Annotated in this window: 18 protein-coding genes and 14 tRNA genes; 4 read left to right on the forward strand and 28 right to left on the reverse strand. The window is 49.4% G+C overall.

Going from position 1 to position 23,413, the window contains the following annotated elements:
• The first annotated feature begins 60 nt into the window (after positions 1–60).
• A complete protein-coding gene (locus ACQUQM_RS08260; protein ID WP_432474007.1) occupies positions 61–1,206 on the forward strand; it encodes a GNAT family N-acetyltransferase in 1,146 nt (381 codons plus the stop codon).
• Between the two features lie 79 nt (positions 1,207–1,285).
• Here ACQUQM_RS08260 and ACQUQM_RS08265 read toward each other — a convergent pair whose 3' ends face one another.
• Together ACQUQM_RS08265 and ACQUQM_RS08270 are read right to left on the reverse strand one after the other, a co-directional pair.
• A complete protein-coding gene (locus tag ACQUQM_RS08265) occupies positions 1,286–5,365 on the reverse strand; it encodes a VCBS domain-containing protein (RefSeq protein WP_432474008.1) in 4,080 nt (1,359 codons plus the stop codon).
• A gap of 455 nt (positions 5,366–5,820) precedes the next feature.
• Positions 5,821–6,429: a flavin reductase family protein gene (locus ACQUQM_RS08270; protein WP_432474009.1), complete on the reverse strand. Its 609-nt coding sequence runs from the start codon at positions 6,427–6,429 to the stop codon at positions 5,821–5,823.
• Between the two features lie 255 nt (positions 6,430–6,684).
• Between ACQUQM_RS08270 and ACQUQM_RS08275 the strand changes: the two genes are divergently transcribed.
• Together ACQUQM_RS08275 and ACQUQM_RS08280 are read left to right on the forward strand one after the other, a co-directional pair.
• Positions 6,685–6,924: a hypothetical protein gene (locus tag ACQUQM_RS08275; RefSeq protein ID WP_432474010.1), complete on the forward strand. Its 240-nt coding sequence runs from the start codon at positions 6,685–6,687 to the stop codon at positions 6,922–6,924.
• A 225-nt stretch (positions 6,925–7,149) separates the two neighbouring features.
• Entirely contained in the window at positions 7,150–8,280 is a 1,131-nt protein-coding gene (locus ACQUQM_RS08280) for a DUF484 family protein (RefSeq protein WP_432474011.1), read from the forward strand.
• Here ACQUQM_RS08280 and ACQUQM_RS08285 read toward each other — a convergent pair whose 3' ends face one another.
• From ACQUQM_RS08285 to ACQUQM_RS08410, 26 genes are all read right to left on the reverse strand, one after another.
• A complete protein-coding gene (locus ACQUQM_RS08285) occupies positions 8,281–8,829 on the reverse strand; it encodes a hemerythrin domain-containing protein (protein ID WP_432474012.1) in 549 nt (182 codons plus the stop codon).
• A gap of 92 nt (positions 8,830–8,921) precedes the next feature.
• Entirely contained in the window at positions 8,922–9,521 is a 600-nt protein-coding gene (locus tag ACQUQM_RS08290; protein WP_432474013.1) for an HAD family hydrolase, read from the reverse strand.
• Between the two features lie 2 nt (positions 9,522–9,523).
• Positions 9,524–10,360, reverse strand: a complete 837-nt coding sequence (locus ACQUQM_RS08295; protein ID WP_432474014.1) for an AlbA family DNA-binding domain-containing protein — start codon at positions 10,358–10,360, stop codon at positions 9,524–9,526.
• A 30-nt stretch (positions 10,361–10,390) separates the two neighbouring features.
• On the reverse strand, positions 10,391–10,777 hold the full coding sequence (locus ACQUQM_RS08300) for a hypothetical protein (protein ID WP_432474015.1): 387 nt from the start codon (positions 10,775–10,777) through the stop codon (positions 10,391–10,393).
• Between the two features lie 122 nt (positions 10,778–10,899).
• On the reverse strand, positions 10,900–13,542 hold the full coding sequence (gene pepN / locus ACQUQM_RS08305) for an aminopeptidase N (protein ID WP_432474016.1): 2,643 nt from the start codon (positions 13,540–13,542) through the stop codon (positions 10,900–10,902).
• A 40-nt stretch (positions 13,543–13,582) separates the two neighbouring features.
• Positions 13,583–14,413, reverse strand: a complete 831-nt coding sequence (locus ACQUQM_RS08310; protein ID WP_432474017.1) for a DUF2797 domain-containing protein — start codon at positions 14,411–14,413, stop codon at positions 13,583–13,585.
• Positions 14,413–14,679 (reverse strand): YeaC family protein, encoded by a 267-nt coding sequence (locus tag ACQUQM_RS08315; protein WP_432474018.1) that lies wholly within the window; start codon positions 14,677–14,679, stop codon positions 14,413–14,415. The genes ACQUQM_RS08310 and ACQUQM_RS08315 overlap by 1 nt, the downstream gene beginning before the upstream one ends.
• Before the next feature lie 64 nt (positions 14,680–14,743).
• Entirely contained in the window at positions 14,744–15,586 is an 843-nt protein-coding gene (locus ACQUQM_RS08320; protein ID WP_432474019.1) for a rhomboid family intramembrane serine protease, read from the reverse strand.
• An 8-nt stretch (positions 15,587–15,594) separates the two neighbouring features.
• A complete protein-coding gene (locus ACQUQM_RS08325) occupies positions 15,595–16,569 on the reverse strand; it encodes a metallophosphoesterase (RefSeq protein WP_432474020.1) in 975 nt (324 codons plus the stop codon).
• A gap of 1 nt (position 16,570) precedes the next feature.
• A complete protein-coding gene (locus ACQUQM_RS08330; protein WP_432474021.1) occupies positions 16,571–17,452 on the reverse strand; it encodes an NAD(+) kinase in 882 nt (293 codons plus the stop codon).
• A 31-nt stretch (positions 17,453–17,483) separates the two neighbouring features.
• On the reverse strand, positions 17,484–18,425 hold the full coding sequence (locus ACQUQM_RS08335) for a 1-aminocyclopropane-1-carboxylate deaminase/D-cysteine desulfhydrase (protein WP_432474022.1): 942 nt from the start codon (positions 18,423–18,425) through the stop codon (positions 17,484–17,486).
• A gap of 200 nt (positions 18,426–18,625) precedes the next feature.
• Complete coding sequence (locus ACQUQM_RS08340) at positions 18,626–19,546, reverse strand: sensor domain-containing diguanylate cyclase (protein WP_432474023.1); 921 nt, start codon at positions 19,544–19,546, stop codon at positions 18,626–18,628.
• 308 nt (positions 19,547–19,854) lie between these two features.
• A tRNA-Asp gene (locus ACQUQM_RS08345) sits at positions 19,855–19,931 on the reverse strand.
• A 133-nt stretch (positions 19,932–20,064) separates the two neighbouring features.
• Positions 20,065–20,140: transfer RNA gene (locus ACQUQM_RS08350), tRNA-Val, on the reverse strand.
• A 130-nt stretch (positions 20,141–20,270) separates the two neighbouring features.
• A tRNA-Asp gene (locus tag ACQUQM_RS08355) sits at positions 20,271–20,347 on the reverse strand.
• 96 nt (positions 20,348–20,443) lie between these two features.
• Positions 20,444–20,519: transfer RNA gene (locus ACQUQM_RS08360), tRNA-Val, on the reverse strand.
• Positions 20,520–20,649: 130 nt separating this feature from the next.
• Positions 20,650–20,726 (reverse strand) — tRNA-Asp (locus ACQUQM_RS08365).
• A gap of 133 nt (positions 20,727–20,859) precedes the next feature.
• Positions 20,860–20,935 (reverse strand) — tRNA-Val (locus tag ACQUQM_RS08370).
• Positions 20,936–21,065: 130 nt separating this feature from the next.
• Positions 21,066–21,142: transfer RNA gene (locus tag ACQUQM_RS08375), tRNA-Asp, on the reverse strand.
• 32 nt (positions 21,143–21,174) lie between these two features.
• Positions 21,175–21,250: transfer RNA gene (locus ACQUQM_RS08380), tRNA-Val, on the reverse strand.
• A 130-nt stretch (positions 21,251–21,380) separates the two neighbouring features.
• Positions 21,381–21,457, reverse strand: a tRNA-Asp gene (locus ACQUQM_RS08385).
• A gap of 96 nt (positions 21,458–21,553) precedes the next feature.
• Positions 21,554–21,629: transfer RNA gene (locus ACQUQM_RS08390), tRNA-Val, on the reverse strand.
• 130 nt (positions 21,630–21,759) lie between these two features.
• Positions 21,760–21,836 (reverse strand) — tRNA-Asp (locus ACQUQM_RS08395).
• 96 nt (positions 21,837–21,932) lie between these two features.
• A tRNA-Val gene (locus ACQUQM_RS08400) sits at positions 21,933–22,008 on the reverse strand.
• Between the two features lie 129 nt (positions 22,009–22,137).
• A tRNA-Asp gene (locus ACQUQM_RS08405) sits at positions 22,138–22,214 on the reverse strand.
• 84 nt (positions 22,215–22,298) lie between these two features.
• Positions 22,299–22,374, reverse strand: a tRNA-Val gene (locus ACQUQM_RS08410).
• Between the two features lie 430 nt (positions 22,375–22,804).
• Between ACQUQM_RS08410 and syd the strand changes: the two genes are divergently transcribed.
• Positions 22,805–23,374 (forward strand): SecY-interacting protein, encoded by a 570-nt coding sequence (gene syd, locus ACQUQM_RS08415; protein WP_432474024.1) that lies wholly within the window; start codon positions 22,805–22,807, stop codon positions 23,372–23,374.
• Positions 23,375–23,413: the final 39 nt, after the last annotated feature.

Here is a 23,413-nt window from a genome sequence, read left to right on the forward strand (position 1 = left end):
AATAATTGCTTAGAATTCTAGCAGTTACCAGTACCGAATATAGCCCAAGTATAGTTAATAATGTTTAAGTTCCATTTTCATAATTCAGTTGCAGAAATTGGCCAACCGGTCTGGCAAAGCCTGGCCGGCACCGACTACCCGTTCCTGCGCTATCAATTCCTGCATGCGCTGGAGGCGTCCGACAGCGTATGCAGTAGCGTCGGTTGGCAGCCTCTGCATATGGTGGTGTATTCAGATGATACGGCAGTCGCACTGATGCCTCTGTATCTTAAAAGCCACTCCTACGGCGAGTATGTTTTCGACTGGGCCTGGGCCGATGCTTATCAACGTCACGGGCTGGACTACTATCCTAAACTGGTAACGGCAATTCCCTTCACTCCGGCTTATGGGCCCAGACTCTGCATCTCTGAGCTACTCGGCAAACAGCAGCAACACGAGCTTAAGCGACAACTTCCCCAGGCACTCCTGCAGCTATGCGATACAACCGGCGCATCGGGCTGGCACGGACTGTTTCTCAAAGAGGATACTCTCGCACCATTCCTCGATGCGGGCTTTAGCCCCAGACTCGGAACCCAGTACCACTGGTTCAATAACCATTATCAGGACTTTGATCAGTTTTTGGCGGAATTCAATTCCCGTAAACGCAAGAACCTGCGTAAAGAGCGACAAAAGATACTCCAGCAAGGCATAAGCCATCGTTTTTTCAGCGGCACCGATATCAGCGATCAGCTATTGCACGAGTTTTACCGCTTTTATCAGATGACCTATCTGAAGCGCGGTCGCAAAGGTTATCTTACACTGCCGTTTTTTGATCTGATCCGCCAGACAATGCCGGACCAGATGGTGCTGTGTGTCGCATATAACGGTCATACCGCAGTCGCAGCGGCTCTATCCTTACGCAGCTGCAACACCCTCTACGGCCGATACTGGGGCTGCCTGGAAGAGTACGATTCACTGCACTTTGAAACTTGCTACTACCAGGGGATCGAATACTGCATCAGGCACCAGCTTGATCGATTTGATCCGGGAGCCCAGGGCGAACACAAGATTCAACGCGGTTTTCGGCCGATTGAAACCTGGTCAGTTCACTGGATCAGAGAACCCGGTTTCAGAGAAGCGATTGAACGTTTTCTGGATGAGGAGAAAACACTGGTCAGACAAGATATCGATAGCTTAACCACCCTACTGCCGTTTCGTAAGAATTAAGCGAAGCGAGCCAGATAGAAAAAAGGCCGTCACTTGCGTGACAGCCTTTATCACTTACATGTCCAGCCTGATAACTGATTCAGATAATCAACTGCCCCTCATCCTGCAGACTGCTGATCAGATTACTTTCCATCGCCATATCGGCGCTGACATTTTCCAGCACGATACGCTGATCGACTTCACCACCACTGCTGGCCACTTCGATAACAGCATCGCCCTGCGCATCTCTGCTCAGTGACAGATAGTCGCCAAGCACGTCGCCTGCGGCATCGAAGTCCAGCATATCCGACAGATTAAGCAAATCTTCCTGCAGGTTGAAGTCGGTGATGGTATCGGTGGCAACGTGACCTTCAGAGCCCTGATCACCGGCCTGCCAGATAAAAGTATCACGGCCTTCTCCACCGGTGAGGATATCGTCACCACCAGCACCGATCAGGATATCATCGCCGATACCGGTCACAATTTCATCACTGATATCACTGCCGTAATACTCTTCGGCCAACCCGGTCGTAAACCAGACATCCGTTGCAGCCCGCTCTTCGCCTTCACTTGTAATGTACGTTGATTGCAGACCATGAAAATTACCACTCTCATCCCACATTTCAGATATCGATGCTGAAGTATTGACCGATGCCACGCCAGCCTCTTGCAGAGTCAGCAGTTCGCCTTGCTGTACTAAACCATCACTGTTGCGGTCCTGCCAGAGCTGCAGCTCAGAAAACGCCTGATCCTGTGCATCGATCTTGCCATCCGCATTACTGTCCAGTTCCGCCAACGCATGGAATCCGTCTTCAGCCTGACTCCCGTCCTGCATCAGGGTATGATCGCCAAACAATTCACGGGCATCATCAATTATTCCATCACCATTCAGATCACGCACCAACAGCGCATCATCAGCACCCACCCAACCAGTTGCAACAGCACTGCCCGAGGCATAAATATCGAACTCAACGCCATCCGCCGTTGCCAGAGTTTCAACACCATCACCATCCAGATCCAGAATAATTGGGCTGGGACCGGTTCTGAAACTGAATGTGAGTTTGAAAGAGCCTGCGCTCGACTGCCATGAAAAAGACTTAGTAAAGTTAACATCTGTAAACTCGTCGTGATAAACGTAGCCCGGCTTGAAGGAGTAGTTCCCAGATGAGTCTACTGTCAGTGTGTGGTTGGGGCCCCAATATTTCAATTTCTGGGTACCTGAGCTGAAAGTGACCTTCTCGCCAAAATCAATATCAGACCAACTCACACTGCCCTTAGTCGTACCATGTGTGGTATTGGCCCTATAGCTTCCCAGATTTACATCTCTGACACGGGCAGCATCGTCTTTACCCTCAACATCAATCGTTAAATTATGCTCAGCGCCATCGACCGTCTTATAAACAAACGAATCCTCAACCCGCTGTCCGCCGCGCAACTGCTGAACAATTGTCGCATTGTTATTGAGAGTATATGTCCACTCACCATCAGTACTCATTGTCACATTACCGTAGTAACCGTAGAGCTTCTGCCCGACAAAACCACCACTTTCCATACCTTTTATATCCAGATCTCCACTGTCATAAAGAACAGTATCCTCTTTTGTATAACCGGACGTATCACCAACAACCTCTAATACGTCACTGTCAACAAAAGTAACGACCTGACTGTCCGTATCACCGACATTGCCTGCGCCGTCGATCACCCGAACCTTATAAGTGATAATGTCGCCGTCGTTGCGGGCTGTTAAATCGTCGTAAGTCCAGCTGCCATCGGAGTTGTTAACGACGGTACCTAACCAGTCGGATATTCCCTTTAGCTTAATCTGTACCGCTTCATCATCAGCCAGCGGACCAACGGTGCCGCTGACTGTGATGCCGTCGAGGTCGGCGGTGCGGAAGTCCGCTAAAGCGGTATCCTCAGTGATCGCGGTAATCGCAACATCGACGGATGGAGCGGTGTTGTCGATCACCACCAACTGACTGTCCTGGCCCATGACATTGCCCGCCAGATCGATAATTTTGGCGGTGTAGGTCACGTCGCTGTTCAGACCGTGCACCAGCGGATCGATCACACTCCAAGTATAATCATTGTTCACGGTGGCCTGAACCTGCCAGTCAGGGTCAGCATCGGAGTAGATCCAAACCATCTGATCATTACCCAGATTGCGCATCAAGCTGCCGTTGATGGTCAGGGTGTTGTCCTGCGTTATGAAGTCATTGTCGGTGCCGGTATCGGTGCTGATGCCGTCGATGCTGATTGTGTTGTAACGGCCCGGCAGGGCATCGACGATGATCCGCTGATCATCGACATCGCCGATATGCCCTTTGTCATTGATAATCCTAACTTCATAGAGCGGACGCGCCCGCTGGTCATGTTCAAAGTGACTACTGTCATATGACCAGTCGGTACCGTTAACTGTCGCGGTGTACCAGGTCTGACCGCCATCCCAGGTCACTTCAACCCGGTCATCCGGTCCCAGCGCTTCAGACAGTGTGCCATAAACCTCCAGGGTGCGGTCGGCGGTATTAAAGTCATCATCGAAAAAACCGGTGTCTTCGCTGATATGGGTAATGTTGATCTCGGCCGGGCTGACATCGGACTCGAATACCACGGTCTGCTTATCAACATCCAGATTGCGGCCAAAGGCGTCCTGTATGCGGGTGGTATAAACAACTTCATCGCCATTGCTGCGACCGGTGTTGTCGTCGAACGACCAGCTCAGGGTGTCGTTATCAACGCTGACGGTTTGCCAGCCGCCGCTGCGCGGCCAGGTGATCTGCAGGGTTTCTTCCGGCAGCAGTGCGCCGGTTACGTTACCAGAGATGGTCAGGCCATTGAGGTCGGCGGTGCGAAAATCCCCCGGGGTGTCGGTGTCTTCGCTGATGGCGGTGATATCGGCTTTTATTTTCGGCAGGATCTGCACTGTGGCTATGGAATCGGTGCTGCTGGTGCCGTCGCTGAGGGTGTATTCAAAATACAGGTCGCGCAGGCTGTTACCACCGATATGATCGATCTGCAGCTGACCGTCCACCTGCAGGGTAATGTCAGCGCGAACTGGCTTTACGCCCTGATAGATCTCGACCCGCACCGCCTGCCCAACAACCAGTTCAGTACCATTGATGTGAGTTACAGACAGGGCATCATCTTCGGCATCAGTATCGTTTTCCCGGACATCGACGATAAGCCGTCCGGCATAGCGCATGACATAGCTGTCCTGGGCGGCATCCGGGGTATCATTTACACCTTGCACGGTAAATGATGCGGTGGCGCTGTCGGTATTACCGTCTGGATCAGCAATGGTATAACCGAAGCTCAGTTCAGCCTCTTCGCCTGCGGTCAACGCCTGAAGCTGCTCGTTAGGAGTGAATTGCACCTGCTGTCGACCGCCCACGGTGACCACTTCCGTCTGACCGACCCATTGGCCGTCATGGAAAACGTCGCTCAGGGATATGATAGTCAGCGGCTGCCCTTGCGGGTCGCTGTCGTTGGCCAGCACATCGATCAGCACAGTACTGGTTTCATCAGTAACCAGGCTTTCCAGAGTCTCGGTCAGGCTGATGTTGTCGAGCAGCATACCCCGGCCGTGATCAATGTCATCGCCCATTTCGCGGAACTCGACGGTCACCGCCTGACCCGTACCGGTAAAGTTATATGCACCGTTCTGCCACAGGGGTTGGTTACTGCCCTGACCATTGGCTTGCCAGTCAGCAACCTGCTGGCCATCGAGAAACAGGCCGATATGGCTGCTGTTCTCCATCAACCCGGGACGACTGGCAAAATCAAAACTGAGGTTGTACAGCGCACCATCGGCTGTAGCCAGCGTACGACTTATGCTCGGCGCATCCTGGAACTTAGCCGTCGGATCACGGTTCAACTCGATCAGAAAGTCGCTGCCATCGGCCCCGCCGTAACGACTATTGACTTCAACCAGCTGGTTGCCGGTCCAGCCGTTGATCTGCTTAAGATAGAAGCCGTCGCGGTAGTAGTCCTTAACACCTTCGATTTCGAAGTCAGATCTGAAAAGCTCCCGAACGAGGGTTACAGCGCCAGCATCATCGACGGCATCCGGCGCAGCGTTAGAGGTGTTGTTTATGATGAATTGATCTTGGTTTTCCTGGCTTAGTACTGAATCATACTGGTCCATGCGACACTCCATTGCACAGAAATTCAGCGATTGCACACTGAAAGCCTGTAACTACATCCTTGTATTCACTGCAGGTACAGATACCCGAAGTACAGTTGGAAAACTGTATCAGAACGTTTGAATGAATTAAACAGCCCGATATTAAAAAGCGATAAAAATGAGAAAGATTTTGGCAATATCTAAGAACAAACACTTTGTTTATTAATAAGTTAAAAACAGATACAAAATTCACATTCGATTTTTCGAAAAAAATATCACAATGTGAAAACGCTATTTCATTTGTTTGAAATAAACAACACCAAAAACAAAAAAGCCGTCACTTGCGTGACAGCCTTTGTTAAACGCATAACCAGCCGACTCATTGAATAAGGTTTATCCCATCGCCAGATCCACAGGAATAGCATCTTGCATAAGGCCCCTACAACGCCACCTTCTACCAATAGAGAGATATTCAACTTCATCCCACTAGAAATTTGCAGTCTCATCAGCCTCTACCGGGGTATATTAAGAATATCGCCGAATGTTACGTACTCTGAGCCACCAAGACGCCCCAAAGGATCGACTTTGTCCGCCGCAATTTTCATGCGCCCTTTCGCATCGGTTGTCACTGCACTGTCATCGACATACAAATGCTTCACTAACCCAAACACTAGAAACTGCGGTTTATTGCCTATCTCTTTCACTTCATAGAGTTCACAGTCCATTGCGATCCGGGCACCCTTAACTCTTGGCAGAGAACTATTGGTAAACGGCTCCAGATCCAACCCCGCCAGCAGCACTTCAGACTCGCCTTCAGGCACTGGCCTGGCAGTACGGGTAACCGCCTCGGCCTGGCCACTATGCGCCAGATGCACAACAAAGTGGTTACGCTCAAGAATATTACGATAAGTGTCTTTCAGTGAGCCGTCAGGCTTATGCCCGATAGACAGCATAATCATAGGCGGATCGCTACACACTGCAGAAAAATACGAGAATGGCGCCAGGTTATATTCACCATTAGCATGCTCACTCAGAACCCAGGCAACAGGGCGGGGTAAGATCGCCTGAGTCATAGTAAAGTAGGCCTGATTGGCCGACAACTTTGAAAAATCAATATCCATAAAAAGCCTTAATAATACCGAACAGAATACCGTTCAAATTGAATATAAAACGCTTCAATAACCGTGTTTAACCCTAACCAATTTTGTCATGCATCAAGATATAGATAAATATCGTATAAGCAGGTTAGAGAAAACGTCATCCGTTGCCTACACTTTCTAACAGCGGGCAGCTGTACATGATTCATGAGCCCACTATCCCGCAGCATGATAAAAGCAAGGGGAAATAAGATGCTGACCTATAAAGAATGCTTGGAGTTGAGCGATCTAACGCAGGATGAAGTCGACGCGATTGCCGAACATGAGCATACAGACCCGATAATCGCAATGGCAATGGGTAACTATCTGGTTACTCATAAGGGTGAGAGCAAGGTGAGAAAGATAATTCTTGATGATATAGAAAAAGCCCGGAGAAAAGGCGATACACGTCACGAGGAGCTTCTGCAGCAAGTACTGCAACACTTTATCAAGACGCATCCGGATCACCATGCTAGCTGATCTCCAAAATCACCGTAAAGCTAGTGTTAACTTAAAGCTGCTACCCAAACTGAGTAGCAGCTTTTATTTGGCTATACCCCAGTCATTCCTAACATACCAAGCTCCCACACCTCTTTTTCATTAACTTTTCTGCGAACCAAGCTTCTATTCATACAACTATTTGCTTTATTATTTAAATACTTAACCGATATAGTGCTTAGACTTCCCGGACAAGACAGGATTCTGATGGGACCAGCAGACAAACAAAACAGAGAGCTACGCCGGACATTGCACCTTATGACAAGTAAGGTTGAGCGTAATGAGGCTATTCTAAAGTCATTCTTCGAAATGGAGATACGACTGCTGGACTGTTCTCGTCTGGATCAGCTGCTCGACCTCATCCTGGTTGAATTTAAAGAGTATTTCCGGCTTAGCGCGGTACATCTGATCCTTCTGGATCCGGAAGGTGCTGCCCGGGACCTGCTGGAACAATACACCCCGCCTGAGCCTGGACACACACTACGCTTCGTCAATAACCAACGCCTGTTGAATAGCATTTTCCCAAGCCCGCTGTTACGGGTCGGCGAACTCAGCCCACCATTAAAAAAACTGGCCTTTCCCAGCTCACCCTTTGTCCTGAGTAGCGCACTGCTGCCACTAGTGCGTCAAAACTGTCTGATTGGCAGCCTTCACCTGGGCAGTAATGATCCCGGTCGTTATAGCGAACAATTCGATTATGACTATATCGGTCATCTGGCATCGGTAATCAGTGTCTGTATTGAGAACTGCATCAATCAGCAAAATCTTAAACGGCTCAGTATAATCGACATGCTGACCAAAGTGCATAACCGCAGGGCGTTTGATCAGGAGATAACAAAGGAACTATCCCGCTCTGTTCGCGCAAAAAAAAATCTAAGCTGCCTGTTTGTCGATCTGGATTATTTTAAACTGGTGAATGACAATTACGGTCATCAGGTCGGTGACAAAGTCCTTAGTAGTATCGGCAAGCTACTGAAAAGCTCACTGCGTAAAACGGATTTCATCGCCCGTTACGGCGGCGAAGAGTTTGCAATTCTATTACCGGACTGCAGTGGTGAACAAGCCTGCCATATCGCGGATACGATACGTCAAAAAATACTTCATATGGTAATCAACTCTGCCGACGGGAAACCGTTTCGTATCAGCGCATCAATTGGTGTTTCCTGTTGCGATACAAGCAAGTACGATCACAACAACATCGAAAAGCTAGCGCACCATCTGCTCAAAAGCGCTGATATAGCCGTCTATGAAGCGAAACAGAGCGGGCGAAATCGCATCTGTTTCAGCCCGACAAACATGTTAGAAGAGGCCTGTAACTCTCAATTCAACACGGCCTGACTACTGCATATCCTGAAGCAAATCAGTATACAGCTGCGTATAACGTTCTTTCTGCTGTTCACCAAATAACGGATCATCCATTTTCGGCAGCTTAAGCTCCAGCTCAGCCCATTGCTCAGCGCTCGCCAGATCATCCAGCAACGGAAACAGCGTCCCCTCTTCAAGGTTAAGATGTTCAACCTGATGCGTCAGAAAAGTATCCAGAAGATCTATAAACTCATCCATCGGTACAACCGCATCATTCAGGATACAGTCAACCTCGACCAGCAATTCATCACTGTATTGTTTTAACCGTTTGTGCTCAGCTACACAGAGATCGATCGCCTCTGTCAACTCTTTGCAGTCAAGGTCATGGAAGTAATGGTACATCTCATCTTCGCGCGGATGATGGTAACGGTCTGCATAGTTGCTTATATAATCCACCGCATCTGCCAGCAGAATAAAGTTAGGTAACTCGCCTTGCTTCAGTTTACTGAGCTTATTTCCCAGCACCGCAAGCAATTTATTCAGATTGAGATGGTCTTGGTGCAATTCATTAAGTAGTGTCATAGCTAACTCCTTTGCGAATTAACACTATAACTAAGCATAGAAGAACGATCTTGATATCAATCAATGATCCGGAGTTATTTATCCATAGGGCGTTAAACAATCAGGTGTAACAATTGATCCAGAGATGAAACTTTAAGGTCTGTTAATTCAGGCCATTCCAGGCCTGGCCTGCTATCGACGTGAATGGTGGCAACACCCGCAGCCCGACCAACTTCCAGATCATAACGAAAATCACCCAGCATTACCGCATCATCGGCCCTGGCCTGCCATCTGCCTAACAAAATATTAATCCCCTGAGGATTCGGTTTCGCAGCCGCCTGATCCCGACCAATAACAGCATTGGCAGGAAAAAACTCAGCAGCACCTATCGCCTGCAGCGAGCTAATTGCGATCTCTTTTTTATTCCGGGTCAGAATACCAAGACGACAGTCCTTCTCAGCCAGCTTTCGCAGTAAGCTCAATGCCCCGTCAGATGCTTTCGCCTTGCTTGCGTAAAACAACTCCAGCTCATCCAGCCTGTATTGCAGATCAGCCCTGACATCATCAGATTGCCGGGCAATAGTTGCCAGAATATCTGCCCCTGAAGCAAAGCCAAGCTGACGGCGAATATACTCAAAATCATGCACCGGCTGAGTCAGGGTTCCATCGAGATCAAAGATCCAGCAGCCCGCATTCAAAAAAGCTATACGCATATTCAGGTTCGAGAGCCAGTTTCAGCTTCCGATATTGATACCGACTCCGTCTGATCAAGATTTTCAGTCAGCAGACTCAGCCGCTCCTGAATATCCCGCAGCAGGTCAAGGCGGCCAGAAGGATTACCGTTATTGGCGATTAGAATCGCCTCCAAGCCGGAAATACTTTCCTGGGAGTCTCGCAGTGCCTGTAACATATTACGGGAACGTTTCTTAGCACTGTCAGTCATCTGGTCAACCCGGTTTAAAGTACGCCGAACCTGACAATCTAACTCTTCCACATGACTGGTCAGCTGTAACATACCATCACCAAAGGCGTGATCCATTAAGCCTAGACGGTGTTCCAACTGATGCACAGCATCCCGGAAACGGGATACAAACAACTCCCCTTCACGGTCCATAAACATAGCCAGCAATTCTTCAGGATAAAGTGCCCTGGAACGGGCATCGGCACGAATAGCATATTCGCCACGCTGAGTGCAGTAAGGGCGCTTAGACCCTGGGGCGATTTCGATACGAAAAAATGGTTTTCGGGCAATATTTTCAACGACCAGCTCTATCTCAACGATCGGATAGCAGTCAGTAGCCTTATTAATAAGGCTCAGCCTGGCAGTATCATCCACTCCACAGCCAACAACTTTTCCGCGCTGCAAACCATCTGCACTGGTATATTCATCAACCCCGACCAGAATTGTGCCACCAATAGAAGAATTAGCAAATGAAACCAGATCACGACTCTTGATGCCGTTGATCTCGCGTTTAAAATCAACATCAACACCTTCCGGCCTTAACAACAGACTCTTGGCCCGCCGACTAACCCCCCGGTATTCACGCCTCATCGCTACACCTCTATCAGTTTCATATTCTGATCAGTTGTAAATCTCTTCAGCAAACGGATCGAGCGGAGATTCAAGCATCTGATCATCACGAAAATAGAGAATACGGCCTTCAAATTTAAGCCCTTTACCTGAGAACCAGCGTAACACCTCTTCACGTCCCTCATCGACCTGAAAACTGTCATACCAGCTTTTCGCTATACGGTAGAAATAGAGACCGAAAAGCGCTGCAGCAGCCCCCAGAAAAAACTCAGACGCGAAGCTAAACAATAAAGCAACCAAAGCCGCCAACCAGACTCGACTGGCTTTAGAGGTCTTCAACCGATCAAATGCCGTTTCATACTGATCCTGATACTTCAGATACCGGCGGTAGTTTTGCTGCACTTCAAATCTATCCTGAGCAGAGATTGTTCTTTCCATTGTCTTTCCTTCCATTGTCATTATCTGGCCAGCTCATTATTTAGTCAGCGGTATACACAGCAGCAGGCCTAAACATTCGAATTTATACCTTATACCTTCAACCCTTTCAGGCCAAGCCCGGACTATGCCAGACTTTTACTTAACACCTCATAAACATCCTTCGACAGATCTCCGCTAGCCGAAATCCTTTCCAACTCATGGCGCATCATCTGCTGACGAGAAGGCTCGAAACGCTTCCACCGGGTCAATGGCGTCAAGAGACGGGATGCGATTTGTGGATTCTGCTTATTCAAAAGAATAATCTGGTCCGCCAGAAAGCGATACCCGGAACCGTCTTCGCAGTGAAAGTTGATACTGTTCTGGCCACAGAACGTGGCGACCAGGGAGCGCAATTTATTCGGATTACGCGCATCATATGCTGGGTGCTGCTGAAGCTTTTCAACCCTTGCCAGAGCGCCCGGCTTTGGATCAGTTGCCTGCACCGCTAACCATTGATTCACTACCAGAGATTCGTCCTGCCAACGCTGGTAGAACTGCTCAAGCATCGATTCAGCCTCAGCTTCAAACTCTGAATGCACAACCAGGCTCAGAGCAGCCTGACTGTCAGTCATATTATCCGCCTGCTCAAATTGCTGCTTTGCCAGCTCCAGAGCATCCTGCTGACCGGTCGCCATAAGGTAAGCCAGACTCAGGTTTGCCAGACTACGACGGGCTATCGACGCTGCATCGGGGCTATAGGCTTCATTCGTCTGATTAGCAGTATAAACCTGAAGAAACTCTTGCTGTAAACGGTTCGCCAGGGTTTTGCGGACAAACTGACGCACGCAGTGTATCGCTTCAACATCTATAACCTCCGCCAGCTCGCTGAGATAAGCTTCAGAAGGCAGCGTCAGGATCTTACTAACCATGGCCCTATCCAGCTCAGAGTTGGTCAGAACTGTACGATAGGCCTCGACTAAGGCAGGATTCAACTGCAACTCTGAGCCCGCACTATAATCCTCAATAAGCTGCTGCATCAGCTGTACAGCCAGCTGTTGCGCTGCATCCCACTGGTTAAAACCATCGGAATCATTCTGCATAAGGAACACCAGTTGCTCAGCACTATAGGGATACTCAAGCTTAACCGGTGCAGAAAAACCACGCAGCAGGGAAGGCACTGGCCGCTCATCAATATTTTCAAAGACGAACTGCTGGCGTTCTTGAGTCAGGTTCAACACCTGCGTTGCAGCACCTTCAGCCAGCGTGACATCCGCCCCTTCAGGCGTCAGTAAGCCAACAGCTACGGGAATTTGGAACGGTAGTTTCTCTTCCGCTTCAGGGGTTGCCGGACAGCTCTGCTCCAGGGTCAGCGTAAAGCGACGGGCCGCAGCATCGTATTCCGAGCTCGCCTTAACCCTGGGGGTCCCCCCCTGGCTATACCAGCGCCGGAACTGGCTCAGATCAAAGCCACTGGCATCTTCCATCGCCTGTACAAAATCATCGGTTGTCACCGCCTGACCATCATGCCGTTCAAAGTACAGATCGGAGCCTTTGCGGAACCCTTCTGTCCCCAGCAATGTATGAATCATGCGTACAACCTCTGCACCTTTTTCATACACTGTCAGGGTATAGAAGTTTGATATTTCAATAAACGAAGCCGGCCGTATAGGGTGCGCCATGGGACCTGCGTCTTCAGCAAACTGAACGGTTCGCAGCAGGGTCACGTCCTCAATCCGCTTCACCGTACGGGAGTTCATATCCGCTGAGAATTCAGCATCCCGGAACACGGTAAAGCCCTCTTTCAGGCTGAGCTGGAACCAATCCCGACAGGTTACCCGGTTTCCTGACCAGTTGTGGAAGTACTCGTGGCCAACGACCCCTTCTACCCGCTGAAAACCGGCATCGACCGTCGTCTCAGGGTGGGCCAGAACGCAGGAGGTATTAAAGATATTGAGACCCTTGTTCTCCATCGCGCCCATATTGAAGAAATCGACCGCTACCACCATAAAGATGTCGAGATCATATTCCCGGCCATAGACCTGCTCATCCCACTGCATCGACCGCTTAAGCGACAACATTGCGTAGTCCAGCTTATCCAGATCTTTAGTTTCAGCAAAGATCTTCAGCTCAACCTGCCGCCCGGACAAGGTGGTATAACTATCTTCGATATGCTGCAGGTCGCCGGCAACCAGAGCAAACAGATAAGCAGGTTTCGGGAATGGATCATCCCAGCGAACCCAGTGACGGGTATCATCTTCCTCACCACAATCAACCAGATTACCGTTAGCGAGCAATACCGGATAAGCCGACTTGTCGGCCACAATTGTGGTATCAAATACTGACATTACATCGGGGCGATCCGGATAAAAGGTAATTCGACGAAAACCCTCTGCTTCACACTGGGTACAGAACATACCGTCCGACTTATACAAGCCCTCAAGCGCGGTATTATTTTGCGGTTCAATACGGGTAACACACTCAAAACTGAATGCTTCAGGCACTCGTGTAATAACCAGCTGCTCGCCCTGACGTTGGTAATCCTGCTCAGTCAGAACCTCGCCATCGATAGATATACGCTGCAGATCCAGTGACTCATGGCCGTCCAGTCGTAACGATGGATTCTGTTCTGCAGATTCAGGATTTAACCGGAACTGTAGCGTAGCACGCACCATCGCCTGGCTCTCTTCAAGCTCAAAACGCAGAGATGTTTTCTCTAACAGATAAGCGGGCACCTGATAATCGCTAAGATAGATTACGCCTGGCTGGGTCGTCTCTGACTGGGACATTGAAACATCCTTAGATACTGATCGATAAATATATGATCGCCTATCCGGCGCTAAATTCCACCTGATAGGAACCAAATTTGCGAATATTGATAACGCCGGTATCCAGAATAAGATACTGGCCTTTTATGCCTTGCAGCACACCCTCGACCACTGGTGTCTTATCCAGATTATGGGTAGATACTTTGTGCGGATAATTAAGTACCGGATAGTGAATACTAGTCACTTCTGCATCAGGCTGCCGCTGAATAGCCTGTATACCGAACTCTTGCTCAACAGCCGTCAGGTCTTCATGACACAGCTCAAATAAACGGTCCCGTTCCGCCAACAAGTCTAACGGATCAACCTGCCCTTTAAGCATCGCACGCCAGTTCGTCTTATCGGAAACATGCTCAGCGAATATCCGTTCAATCAGGCCCGATTGATAACGGCTATCAACTTTAAGAATAGGTAACGCCTGAATCGCCCCCTGATCAATCCAGCGGGTAGGCACCTGAGTCCCCCGGGTTATACCAACTTTCACGCCGGATGAATTTGCCAGATAAATATAATGGCTCTGAAAACAGAACTGCTCACCCCACTGTGGATCGCGACAGGTACCGAGATGAAAATGACATTTCTCAGGACTCATAATGCAGCGATCACATTGCGGTAGCTTGGCAAAACAAGGGTAGCAATAACCCTGTGCAAAACTCTTCTTGGTTTTACGGCCACAATGGCAACAGTTGATCTCACCCAGGTAGCTGAGCCTGACAGGCCTGCCCAGATACTGATTCAGTTCAATACGATTTTCACCCAATGACAGCTGATAGCTAACTTCATCACCCAGCTGTGCGGGCATCTTTGACAGGTTACCTTGCGCTATAACTTGCATCAGTTTTCATTCAGAATTTTAAGAACCTTGGGTTCAAGCGGATCATCGCCATGTAAACTACCGTCTTTCTTGGTACGACCGATAAAGCCGGTTCGCTCCTCCTCGGGCAGCTTTGCACTATCGTAGGCGATTACTGCGCGCAGACAGGTCTCTTTCTGATCCTGACTCAGACGCTCACCGTTTGGCCATTTTCCCAGCTCAACCGCCTGTTTTAGGCTCTGATATACATCAGGGGTCATTGCGGCAATCATTTTTTCAAAGGTCATTCTGTATCCTCCGTCTGAAAGCCGGTAATGCTACCACATTGGCTAAAGTACTGCCCGACAGATACTAGTGGTTTTTTCTAAAAATAGTCAGCGGAAAAACCAGCACCAAGCCGCTGAGCAAGCCGATAAGATGCGCTGTATTAGCAATTGCTCCCAACCCCACTCCTTCAAGGAAACCGGTAAAGCCCAACACTAACCAGAACAACATAAAACCCATTAAAGCGGGCGGCAAACCAATTTTTTGCTGCGGGTTACGGCGATCCCAAAGCCAGGCAAATCCCAGCAACGCAAAAACTACGCCCGACATACCACCAAACATCGGCCCGCTAACCCAGAACTGAGCCAGATTTGAACTCAACGCCGAAAACATAAAAATCAATAACAACGAAGGCAGGCCAAGCAATAACTCAATTCTCCGACCAACCACCCAGACCCAAAGCAGATTGAACAGAATATGAGGCAGGTTGAAATGCATAAATGCGGGAGTAAACAAACGCCACAACTGGCCATCAGTAATCGTTGTCATTAATGAAGGATAATAGATCTGCTCACCACGAACCTGAAAATCAACGATAGTAAACCAACGCATCAGTTCGAGATTCTGTCCTTGCGAGACCAGCAAAGTAATCAATGCACTAGATACTATAAGCAAAATGGACAGCTTACTGCGCCATATTGCCAGACGATTTCCTGCACCCGCCCGACTAACCTGCAGACCTGAAAGATCAGCCCCCTGTTGCCACAAATCAAACAGATGAGATATCTGCTCAGCATTAACATTTCGCGGCACCAGCAGAAGCTGAGAACCATCCTGCTCAAGCACCCGATGGGGAATCTTGTGCTGCCAGAGTATTGCTGTAAACCCGGACAGATCCTCGTCTAAGCCAACCCGAAGTACTTCAATCATATATTCCCTCAGGCCTCACCGCGGATCTCTTTCAACACATCAACCCAGACAAACTTCGACGGATCAATTTTGACTTCCTGATCTAGCCGATAGGCGACTAACTTACCAAACTTGACGGCACTGTAATCAAGGCACGCGATATTATCAGCGACCGGCTCAGGCTCCCCTTCACACCAGTAATGACCGACAAACAAAAGCGGCTCTTCACGCCCATAATGCAATAGATCAGCATAATCCTGCTCCCTCAACGGCCGGCGCGCTACATGCTCAGGTAGCGGGTCTGGCTGAAATACCACATCAACATAATGCTGCGGGTTTTCGGCCCAGAATTTTGTCCTGAAAAAACGCCGTTTAAAACCATCCTTACTGACCATCGCTTCGCCATTTGGCAGCCGCAGATGGGTACCACGCAGCAAGCGGTCCATCGACTCCCATTCCGGAGTACCCTCAATGGCAGAGCGATGCAGGTAGTCATCATTTATACAATTACCACCCACCTGTTCAACCAGGTGATCGATATGTGCCTGCGACCAGCATGCATGCACCACCCGAAACCGCTCATGCTCCAGAAACAATGGCATTTCCAGTATCCAGTCGAGAAACTCCTGCCGTTCACGCGGGTAGTTAGCAAACTGTTCGAGCGTTTCATTCAGGATTCTCAGGTGACGAGGGTTATGGGTTCTCAAATACTCCATTCCTGAGCCCGGTCGGCCCGGCGTGAGGTATGAAAGATAATTAAACTCATGATTTCCCATCACAATCTGCGCAGCACCAGCCTCAACCATATCCCGGACGATATGCAGCGACTCACGAATACGGGGACCACGATCGACTATGTCACCTAAAAAAACGGCCTGACGCTTAGAGTGCCAATAAACGCCGCCTTTTTTGCTGTAACCCAGTTTTTGCAAAAGCAAAATCAGCGACAACGCACAACCATGCACATCACCGATCAGATCATATCCCTCGAAGCGCTCTGCCATATCAGCCCCCCAGCTTTGTTCCCCAGCCCAGCTTTTCACGACAGGTCTGATAGAAATTATGGCTAAGCGGATGCAGTAACTTCAACTTATGCGGCTTCTTATGAATAGTAATAGTATCGCCCGGGGCGCAATTAATATGCTTCTGCCCGTCACAACTGACGGTCGGGTAGGTTTCATTATTATCACTGATAACCAGCTTTAGCTCGCTGTTGCCATCAACCACGATAGGACGACTGGACAAAGTGTGTGGAAACATCGGCACTAACACTAAGGCATCCAGACGCGGATGCATGATAGGACCACCGCCGGACAGTGCGTAAGCCGTTGAGCCGGTAGGGGTCGCTACGATCAGGCCATCAGAACGCTGGGTGTAAACAAACTGCCCCTCAATATAGAGTTCAAACTGGATCATCCGTGCTGATTTGCCCGGGTGCAGTACACAGTCATTGAGCCCGGTGGACTCTCCTATCGGCTCACCCTTACGCTTAACCACCACATCGATCAGAAAGCGTCGATCAACGGTATACTGACCATTGAGAACTTCACCAACCTTGTCTTCTATCTCCGCCGGGGAAATATCAGTCAGAAAGCCAAGATTGCCACGGTTAACGCCGAGCACCGGCACATTTGACTGGGCCAGATTACGCGCCGCGCCGAGCAGACTACCATCACCACCCACAACAATAACCAGATCACAAATCTCCCCCATCATCTTAGTACTGCTGGTTTGCTGACTGTGACCCGGCATCACGGAAGCGATACGCTCATCTAATATCGGCGTTAACCCCCGCTCATCCAGAAACCGAATAAGATGCTTCAGGGTATCGATAACCTTGGTACTGCCTAAACGCCCGATCAAACCAATGTTGCGAAAACTATCCATTCAAGCTCCAATACCGCCTATGCACATGTTTTTAAACATTATAACCGGAATCATGAAGGTTTAGCTGCTTTCTCAGCAGATCCCGCATACCCCGTAAACCCTGCATCCCACCACTGTGAATCATTAGCACCCGGCTACCAGCTGGCAACTCTCCTCGTGTCAGCATGCGCTCCAGCGCCAGCATAACTTTACCGGTATATACCGGCTCCAGCTCAATACCAGCAAACCTGACAAAGCGATCCATACAATCAGCCAGTTGCGGAGAAACCTTAGCGTAGCCACCCTCGTGACTATCCATAATTAAACGCCACTGGCCCGGATCGACAACGCCTGCCTGCTGCAACAAGGAGCGAATATCTGAGTAAAGAAAATCAGCCCCCTTCAGCACCGGCACTCCGACAATTTCCGTATGCTCCGGGCGCGCAGCAATCAGACCTGCAAGCGTACCGCCAGTGCCGCAGGCACAGATGATCTTGTCGAAATGACCGCCCAATCGCTCAATCTGTGCAACAATCTCCCGACAACCCTGCACAGCAAGCGCATTACTCCCCCCTTCCGGGATGAGCTGATAGTTGCCGTAGATCTCTGCTAACTGCTCCAGAAATACCGGATCATTCTTTTCTCGATATTGCTGCCGACTGACAAAGTGTAATTTCATCCCCCAACGCCGGGCATCCCGTAGAGTCTGCGAATAATTTTCGGGCTCCTCACCGCGAATAACTCCCACCGTAGTGATCCCCGCCTCCTTTCCGGCAAACGCGAGGGCATGGATATGATTGGACCAGGCGCCACCAAAACTCAGCAACACAGAACAGCCTTTCTCCTTTGCCCGGTGAAGGTTATATTTGAGTTTAAACCATTTATTACCGCTGATCTGAGGATGGGTAAGGTCAAGGCGCAGCAAATCCAGCTGGACACCACGCTCCTGGAAACCAGGCAAGTTTAATCGACTAATAACTACATCGGACTTCATTTTGCATTACCCGGTTGATGCTTAATTCATAAATCAGTAACAAAACAGAAGTATGATGCATCCAGGACATAAAAACGAGACTATTTAAGCGAGAGAAAAATGGAAGATTATCTGGAAGAACTACTTGAAAACACAGAAGAATATGATGACGACCATGAATATAGCGACGATTGCGAAATGTAATTTCACATCCCGCCCAGTCAAACCGGCTCAGCCTTTCGATCCTGCTGAAAGAACCTGACACAATTGCCGCCAGCCTGCTTTGCCTGATACATCGCCATATCTGCCCGCTGCACAAAATAATCAACCGGCTCACCACCAACACTGGTACTGACACCGACACTCAGTGAAACAACAACCCCGCTATCATGTTCAAAATCGGGCGAATAAACACAAGATCCATTAAACATCCGCTGAAGCCGATCTGCCAGCTGCAGCGCATGCTCCCTACTGGTATTAGGCAGCAGCAACATGAATTCATCACCACCGTAGCGAAATGCCTGATCAGACTCCCGCAAGCCATCATTAAACAAAGCACCTAATGCACGAATAATCTGATCACCCTCCAGATGCCCCATCCGGTCATTAGCCTGCTTAAAGCCATCAAGATCGATACAGATCAACCCCAACTCAGCACCATAGCGCTTCGCCCGGCCCATTTCGCGAGCCACCTGACTAAAGAAATACCGCTGATTGAAGAGCCCACTCAAATCATCGGTAATCGACAGCTTTTTCAGATTAGCCTCGAGTAACTTCTGCTGGGACATATCATGAAAAAAACCAATGCTGCCGCGTCGATCTCCCCTACCCCCAATCAATGATGCCGACAACCTGATCGGCACCTGCTCACCACTCCGTGTTTGAATAAAGGTTTCATAGCCTTCAAGCCGCCCAAACCCACCACTACTATCGGAAATCATGAGACGGACAATTTCCCTGGCGACAGACTCATCCGGATAGACCACGGCGATGTGCAATTCACCTACCACTTCTGCCGCACTATAACCTAACAACTTCTCCGCAGCTGGATTAAACAAGGTGACAATGCCTGCATCATCCACAGCGATAACCGGATCTGGACAGATCGATGTTAAAGCCGATTGTTCAATAGAGATGGTCATAAGTTAATCCTGCGTATGGCTATGAATATAGAAACATCAGCGAACCAGGCTCAGCCTGATACAGTTTTTTAAAACAAGTACGGGGATTCTATAAAGGCCGCTATTAATAACATAAGCGGCTTAAAGCGACACCACCTTGAAGCACATTGATTACCCAATATGAGTGCAGCTACTTCCAGAGGAGCACATCAGACCAGGAAAATGCCTGATACACAAAGCACAAGCAAATATGCAGTTAAAATTAGCGTTCGCTAATCAAGATAGCGCAATAGATTCTAACGAAGGAATTCGATAACCAGAAAGGGAGGTGGCGGAATGGACGGGACTCGAACCCGCGACCCCCTGCGTGACAGGCAGGTATTCTAACCAACTGAACTACCACTCCGCAGCGGTTGAAGCTTTCGCTTCGATATTACGGGACTCGAACCCGCGACCACCATCGCCACATATGTGACAGCCAGCAATCATACCAATAAACACCACTTCGCAGTGGCTGAAGTTTTCACTTCAAAGCTTAGTGGTGGGCGTGGAGAGGCTCGAACTCCCGACATTCGCCTTGTAAGGGCGACGCTCTCCCAACTGAGCTACACGCCCACTAAGCAGACGGCCTTTGTACGATCTTTTCAGCACTTCGAAAAGAAAGTGGCGGAACGGACTGACTTTCGCCGTGAACCGTTACCTTGATAGATGACAGGCAGGTATTCTAACCTTTCATCTAAAATAGTGGCGGAATGGACGGGACTCGAACCCGCGACCCCCTGCGTGACAGGCAGGTATTCTAACCAACTGAACTACCACTCCGCATATTACGGGACTCTAACCCGCGACCACCATCGCCACATAAGTGACAGCCAGCAATCGAACCAACAACTACCAAACTACAGTAGTAAAGCTTAGTGGTGGGCGTGGAGAGGCTCGAACTCCCGACATTCGCCTTGTAAGGGCGACGCTCTCCCAACTGAGCTACACGCCCACTAAGCAGATGGCTTTTGTACGATCTTTTCAGCACTTCGAAAAGAAAGTGGCGGAACGGACTGGCTTTCGCCGTGAACCGTTACCTTGATAGATGACAGGCAGGTATTCTAACCTTTCATCTAAAATAGTGGCGGAATGGACGGGACTCGAACCCGCGACCCCCTGCGTGACAGGCAGGTATTCTAACCAACTGAACTACCACTCCGCAGTGGTTGAAGCTTTCGCCTCAAGAGTACAGGACTCGAACCCGCGACCACCATCGCCACATATGTGACAGCCAGCAATCATACCAATAAACACCACTCCGCAGCGGCTGAAGTTTTCACTTCAAAACTTAGTGGTGGGCGTGGAGAGGCTCGAACTCCCGACATTCGCCTTGTAAGGGCGACGCTCTCCCAACTGAGCTACACGCCCACTAAGCAGACGGCCTTTGTACGATCTTTTCAGCACTTCGAAAAGAAAGTGGCGGAACGGACTGACTTTCGCCGTGAACCGTTACCTTGATAGATGACAGGCAGGTATTCTAACCTTTCATCTAAAATAGTGGCGGAATGGACGGGACTCGAACCCGCGACCCCCTGCGTGACAGGCAGGTATTCTAACCAACTGAACTACCACTCCGCAGTGGCTGAAGTTTTCACTTCAAAACTTAGTGGTGGGCGTGGAGAGGCTCGAACTCCCGACATTCGCCTTGTAAGGGCGACGCTCTCCCAACTGAGCTACACGCCCACTAAGCATATGGCTTTTGTACGATCTTTTCAGCACTTCGAAAAGAAAGTGGCGGAACGGACTGACTTTCGCCGCGAACCGTTACCTTGATAGATGACAGGCAGGTATTCTAACCTTTCATCTAAAATAGTGGCGGAATGGACGGGACTCGAACCCGCGACCCCCTGCGTGACAGGCAGGTATTCTAACCAACTGAACTACCACTCCGCATATTACGGGACTCTAACCCGCGACCACCATCGCCACATAAGTGACAGCCAGCAATCGAACCAACAACTACCAAACTACAGTAGTAAAGCTTAGTGGTGGGCGTGGAGAGGCTCGAACTCCCGACATTCGCCTTGTAAGGGCGACGCTCTCCCAACTGAGCTACACGCCCACTAAGCAGATGGCTTTTGTACGATCTTTTCAGCACTTCGAAAAGAAAGTGGCGGAACGGACTGGCTTTCGCCGTGAACCGTTACCTTGATAGATGACAGGCAGGTATTCTAACCTTTCATCTAAAATAGTGGCGGAATGGACGGGACTCGAACCCGCGACCCCCTGCGTGACAGGCAGGTATTCTAACCAACTGAACTACCACTCCGCATATTACGGGACTCTAACCCGCGACCACCATCGCCACATAAGTGACAGCCAGCAATCGAACCAACAACTACCAAACTACAGTAGTAAAGCTTAGTGGTGGGCGTGGAGAGGCTCGAACTCCCGACATTCGCCTTGTAAGGGCGACGCTCTCCCAACTGAGCTACACGCCCACTAAGCAGATGGCTTTTGTACGATCTTTTCAGCACTTCGAAAAGAAAGTGTGGAACGGACTGACTTTCGCCGTGAACCGTTACCTTGATAGATGACAGACAGGTATTCTAACCTTTCATCTAAAATAGTGGCGGAATGGACGGGACTCGAACCCGCGACCCCCTGCGTGACAGGCAGGTATTCTAACCAACTGAACTACCACTCCAAACCAGTACAGGCTTCAACCCTGCGACCCTCTTCATTAAGAAAGAAAGCCAAGTAATTCAGCTAGTGAACCACCGTTTCGACTTGGTGGGCGTGGAGAGGCTCGAACTCCCGACATTCGCCTTGTAAGGGCGACGCTCTCCCAACTGAGCTACACGCCCCCTAAATCGAGTGCCGAATTATAAGGATTTTACTTGTTACGTCAAACGTTTATCTCAAATTAATTTCAACATCTCAGGTCACTCACCCTGGCTTACATCAGACTGCCCAGTGACGCAGCAAGCGCAATCATGACACTCTGCAATCAACTCAACACAAATCTATCTCAACTCCCTTGAAATACCAGCGTGCTCTGCCTGTAAACCTGTACTTCCAGTGCAGTGATAATTCCGCCGATGCGCTTACTCTCAGATAACGCACATATGTGTTACCAACCAGCAGACAAAGAACATCTATTAGCTTTTAATATCTTTTAACTAAGGAAGATAAAGCTATTTTCATCGGCGCATAGTTTCTATTTCTTCAACTGTGCAGATAAACTAGTCTCATATTAACCACCTTGCCATGTCACTTATATTGCCGGAACCATCAATGACCCAACACCTGAAGCAATTACTGGATAACTTTATTTCGCAATCGATGGCAGTCCAGCAGCAGCACAAACACCGCCTGCCGCAGACTGAGTTTGATAGCGAATGGCCTTCAGACTGCTATCAGGGCGAACCAAACGACAAAGGCCTTGTTGCATGGCAACCCGTACGGCAAACGCAACATACGGAACAGATGTTTGAACGTCTGGAAGAAGCACTTGGCTATGAAATCCATCAGGATATCCAGCTATGGTACAGTCGCTACTGGTCAGACCCACTGCCAGCCAGCTGCTCTGAAGGAGACCTTAGTCTACTCTTTGTATGGAATGAAGCCGACTGTGAACGCCTGCGGAGCAACCTGATAGGACATTTGCTCAACAAGCAGAAGCTCAAGCACCGGCCTACACTATTCTTTGCCTGCACTGAACCAGATGGTGATCAGTTCCTGAGCATCGATAATGAAACCGGCGAGGTTTGGCTGGAACAACCTGGCAAACTACCCCAGCGTAAACTGGCTGATTCTTTATCCGAGTTTATTGCTGACCTGACAGCAATGCCCATTGACGAGTAGTCATAATAAAAGAGCCTAACCAAAGGAAGGAATAACAGG

Origin of the sequence: Amphritea sp. HPY (assembly GCF_050870985.1) — a bacterium.
Classification (GTDB): domain Bacteria; phylum Pseudomonadota; class Gammaproteobacteria; order Pseudomonadales; family Balneatricaceae; genus Amphritea.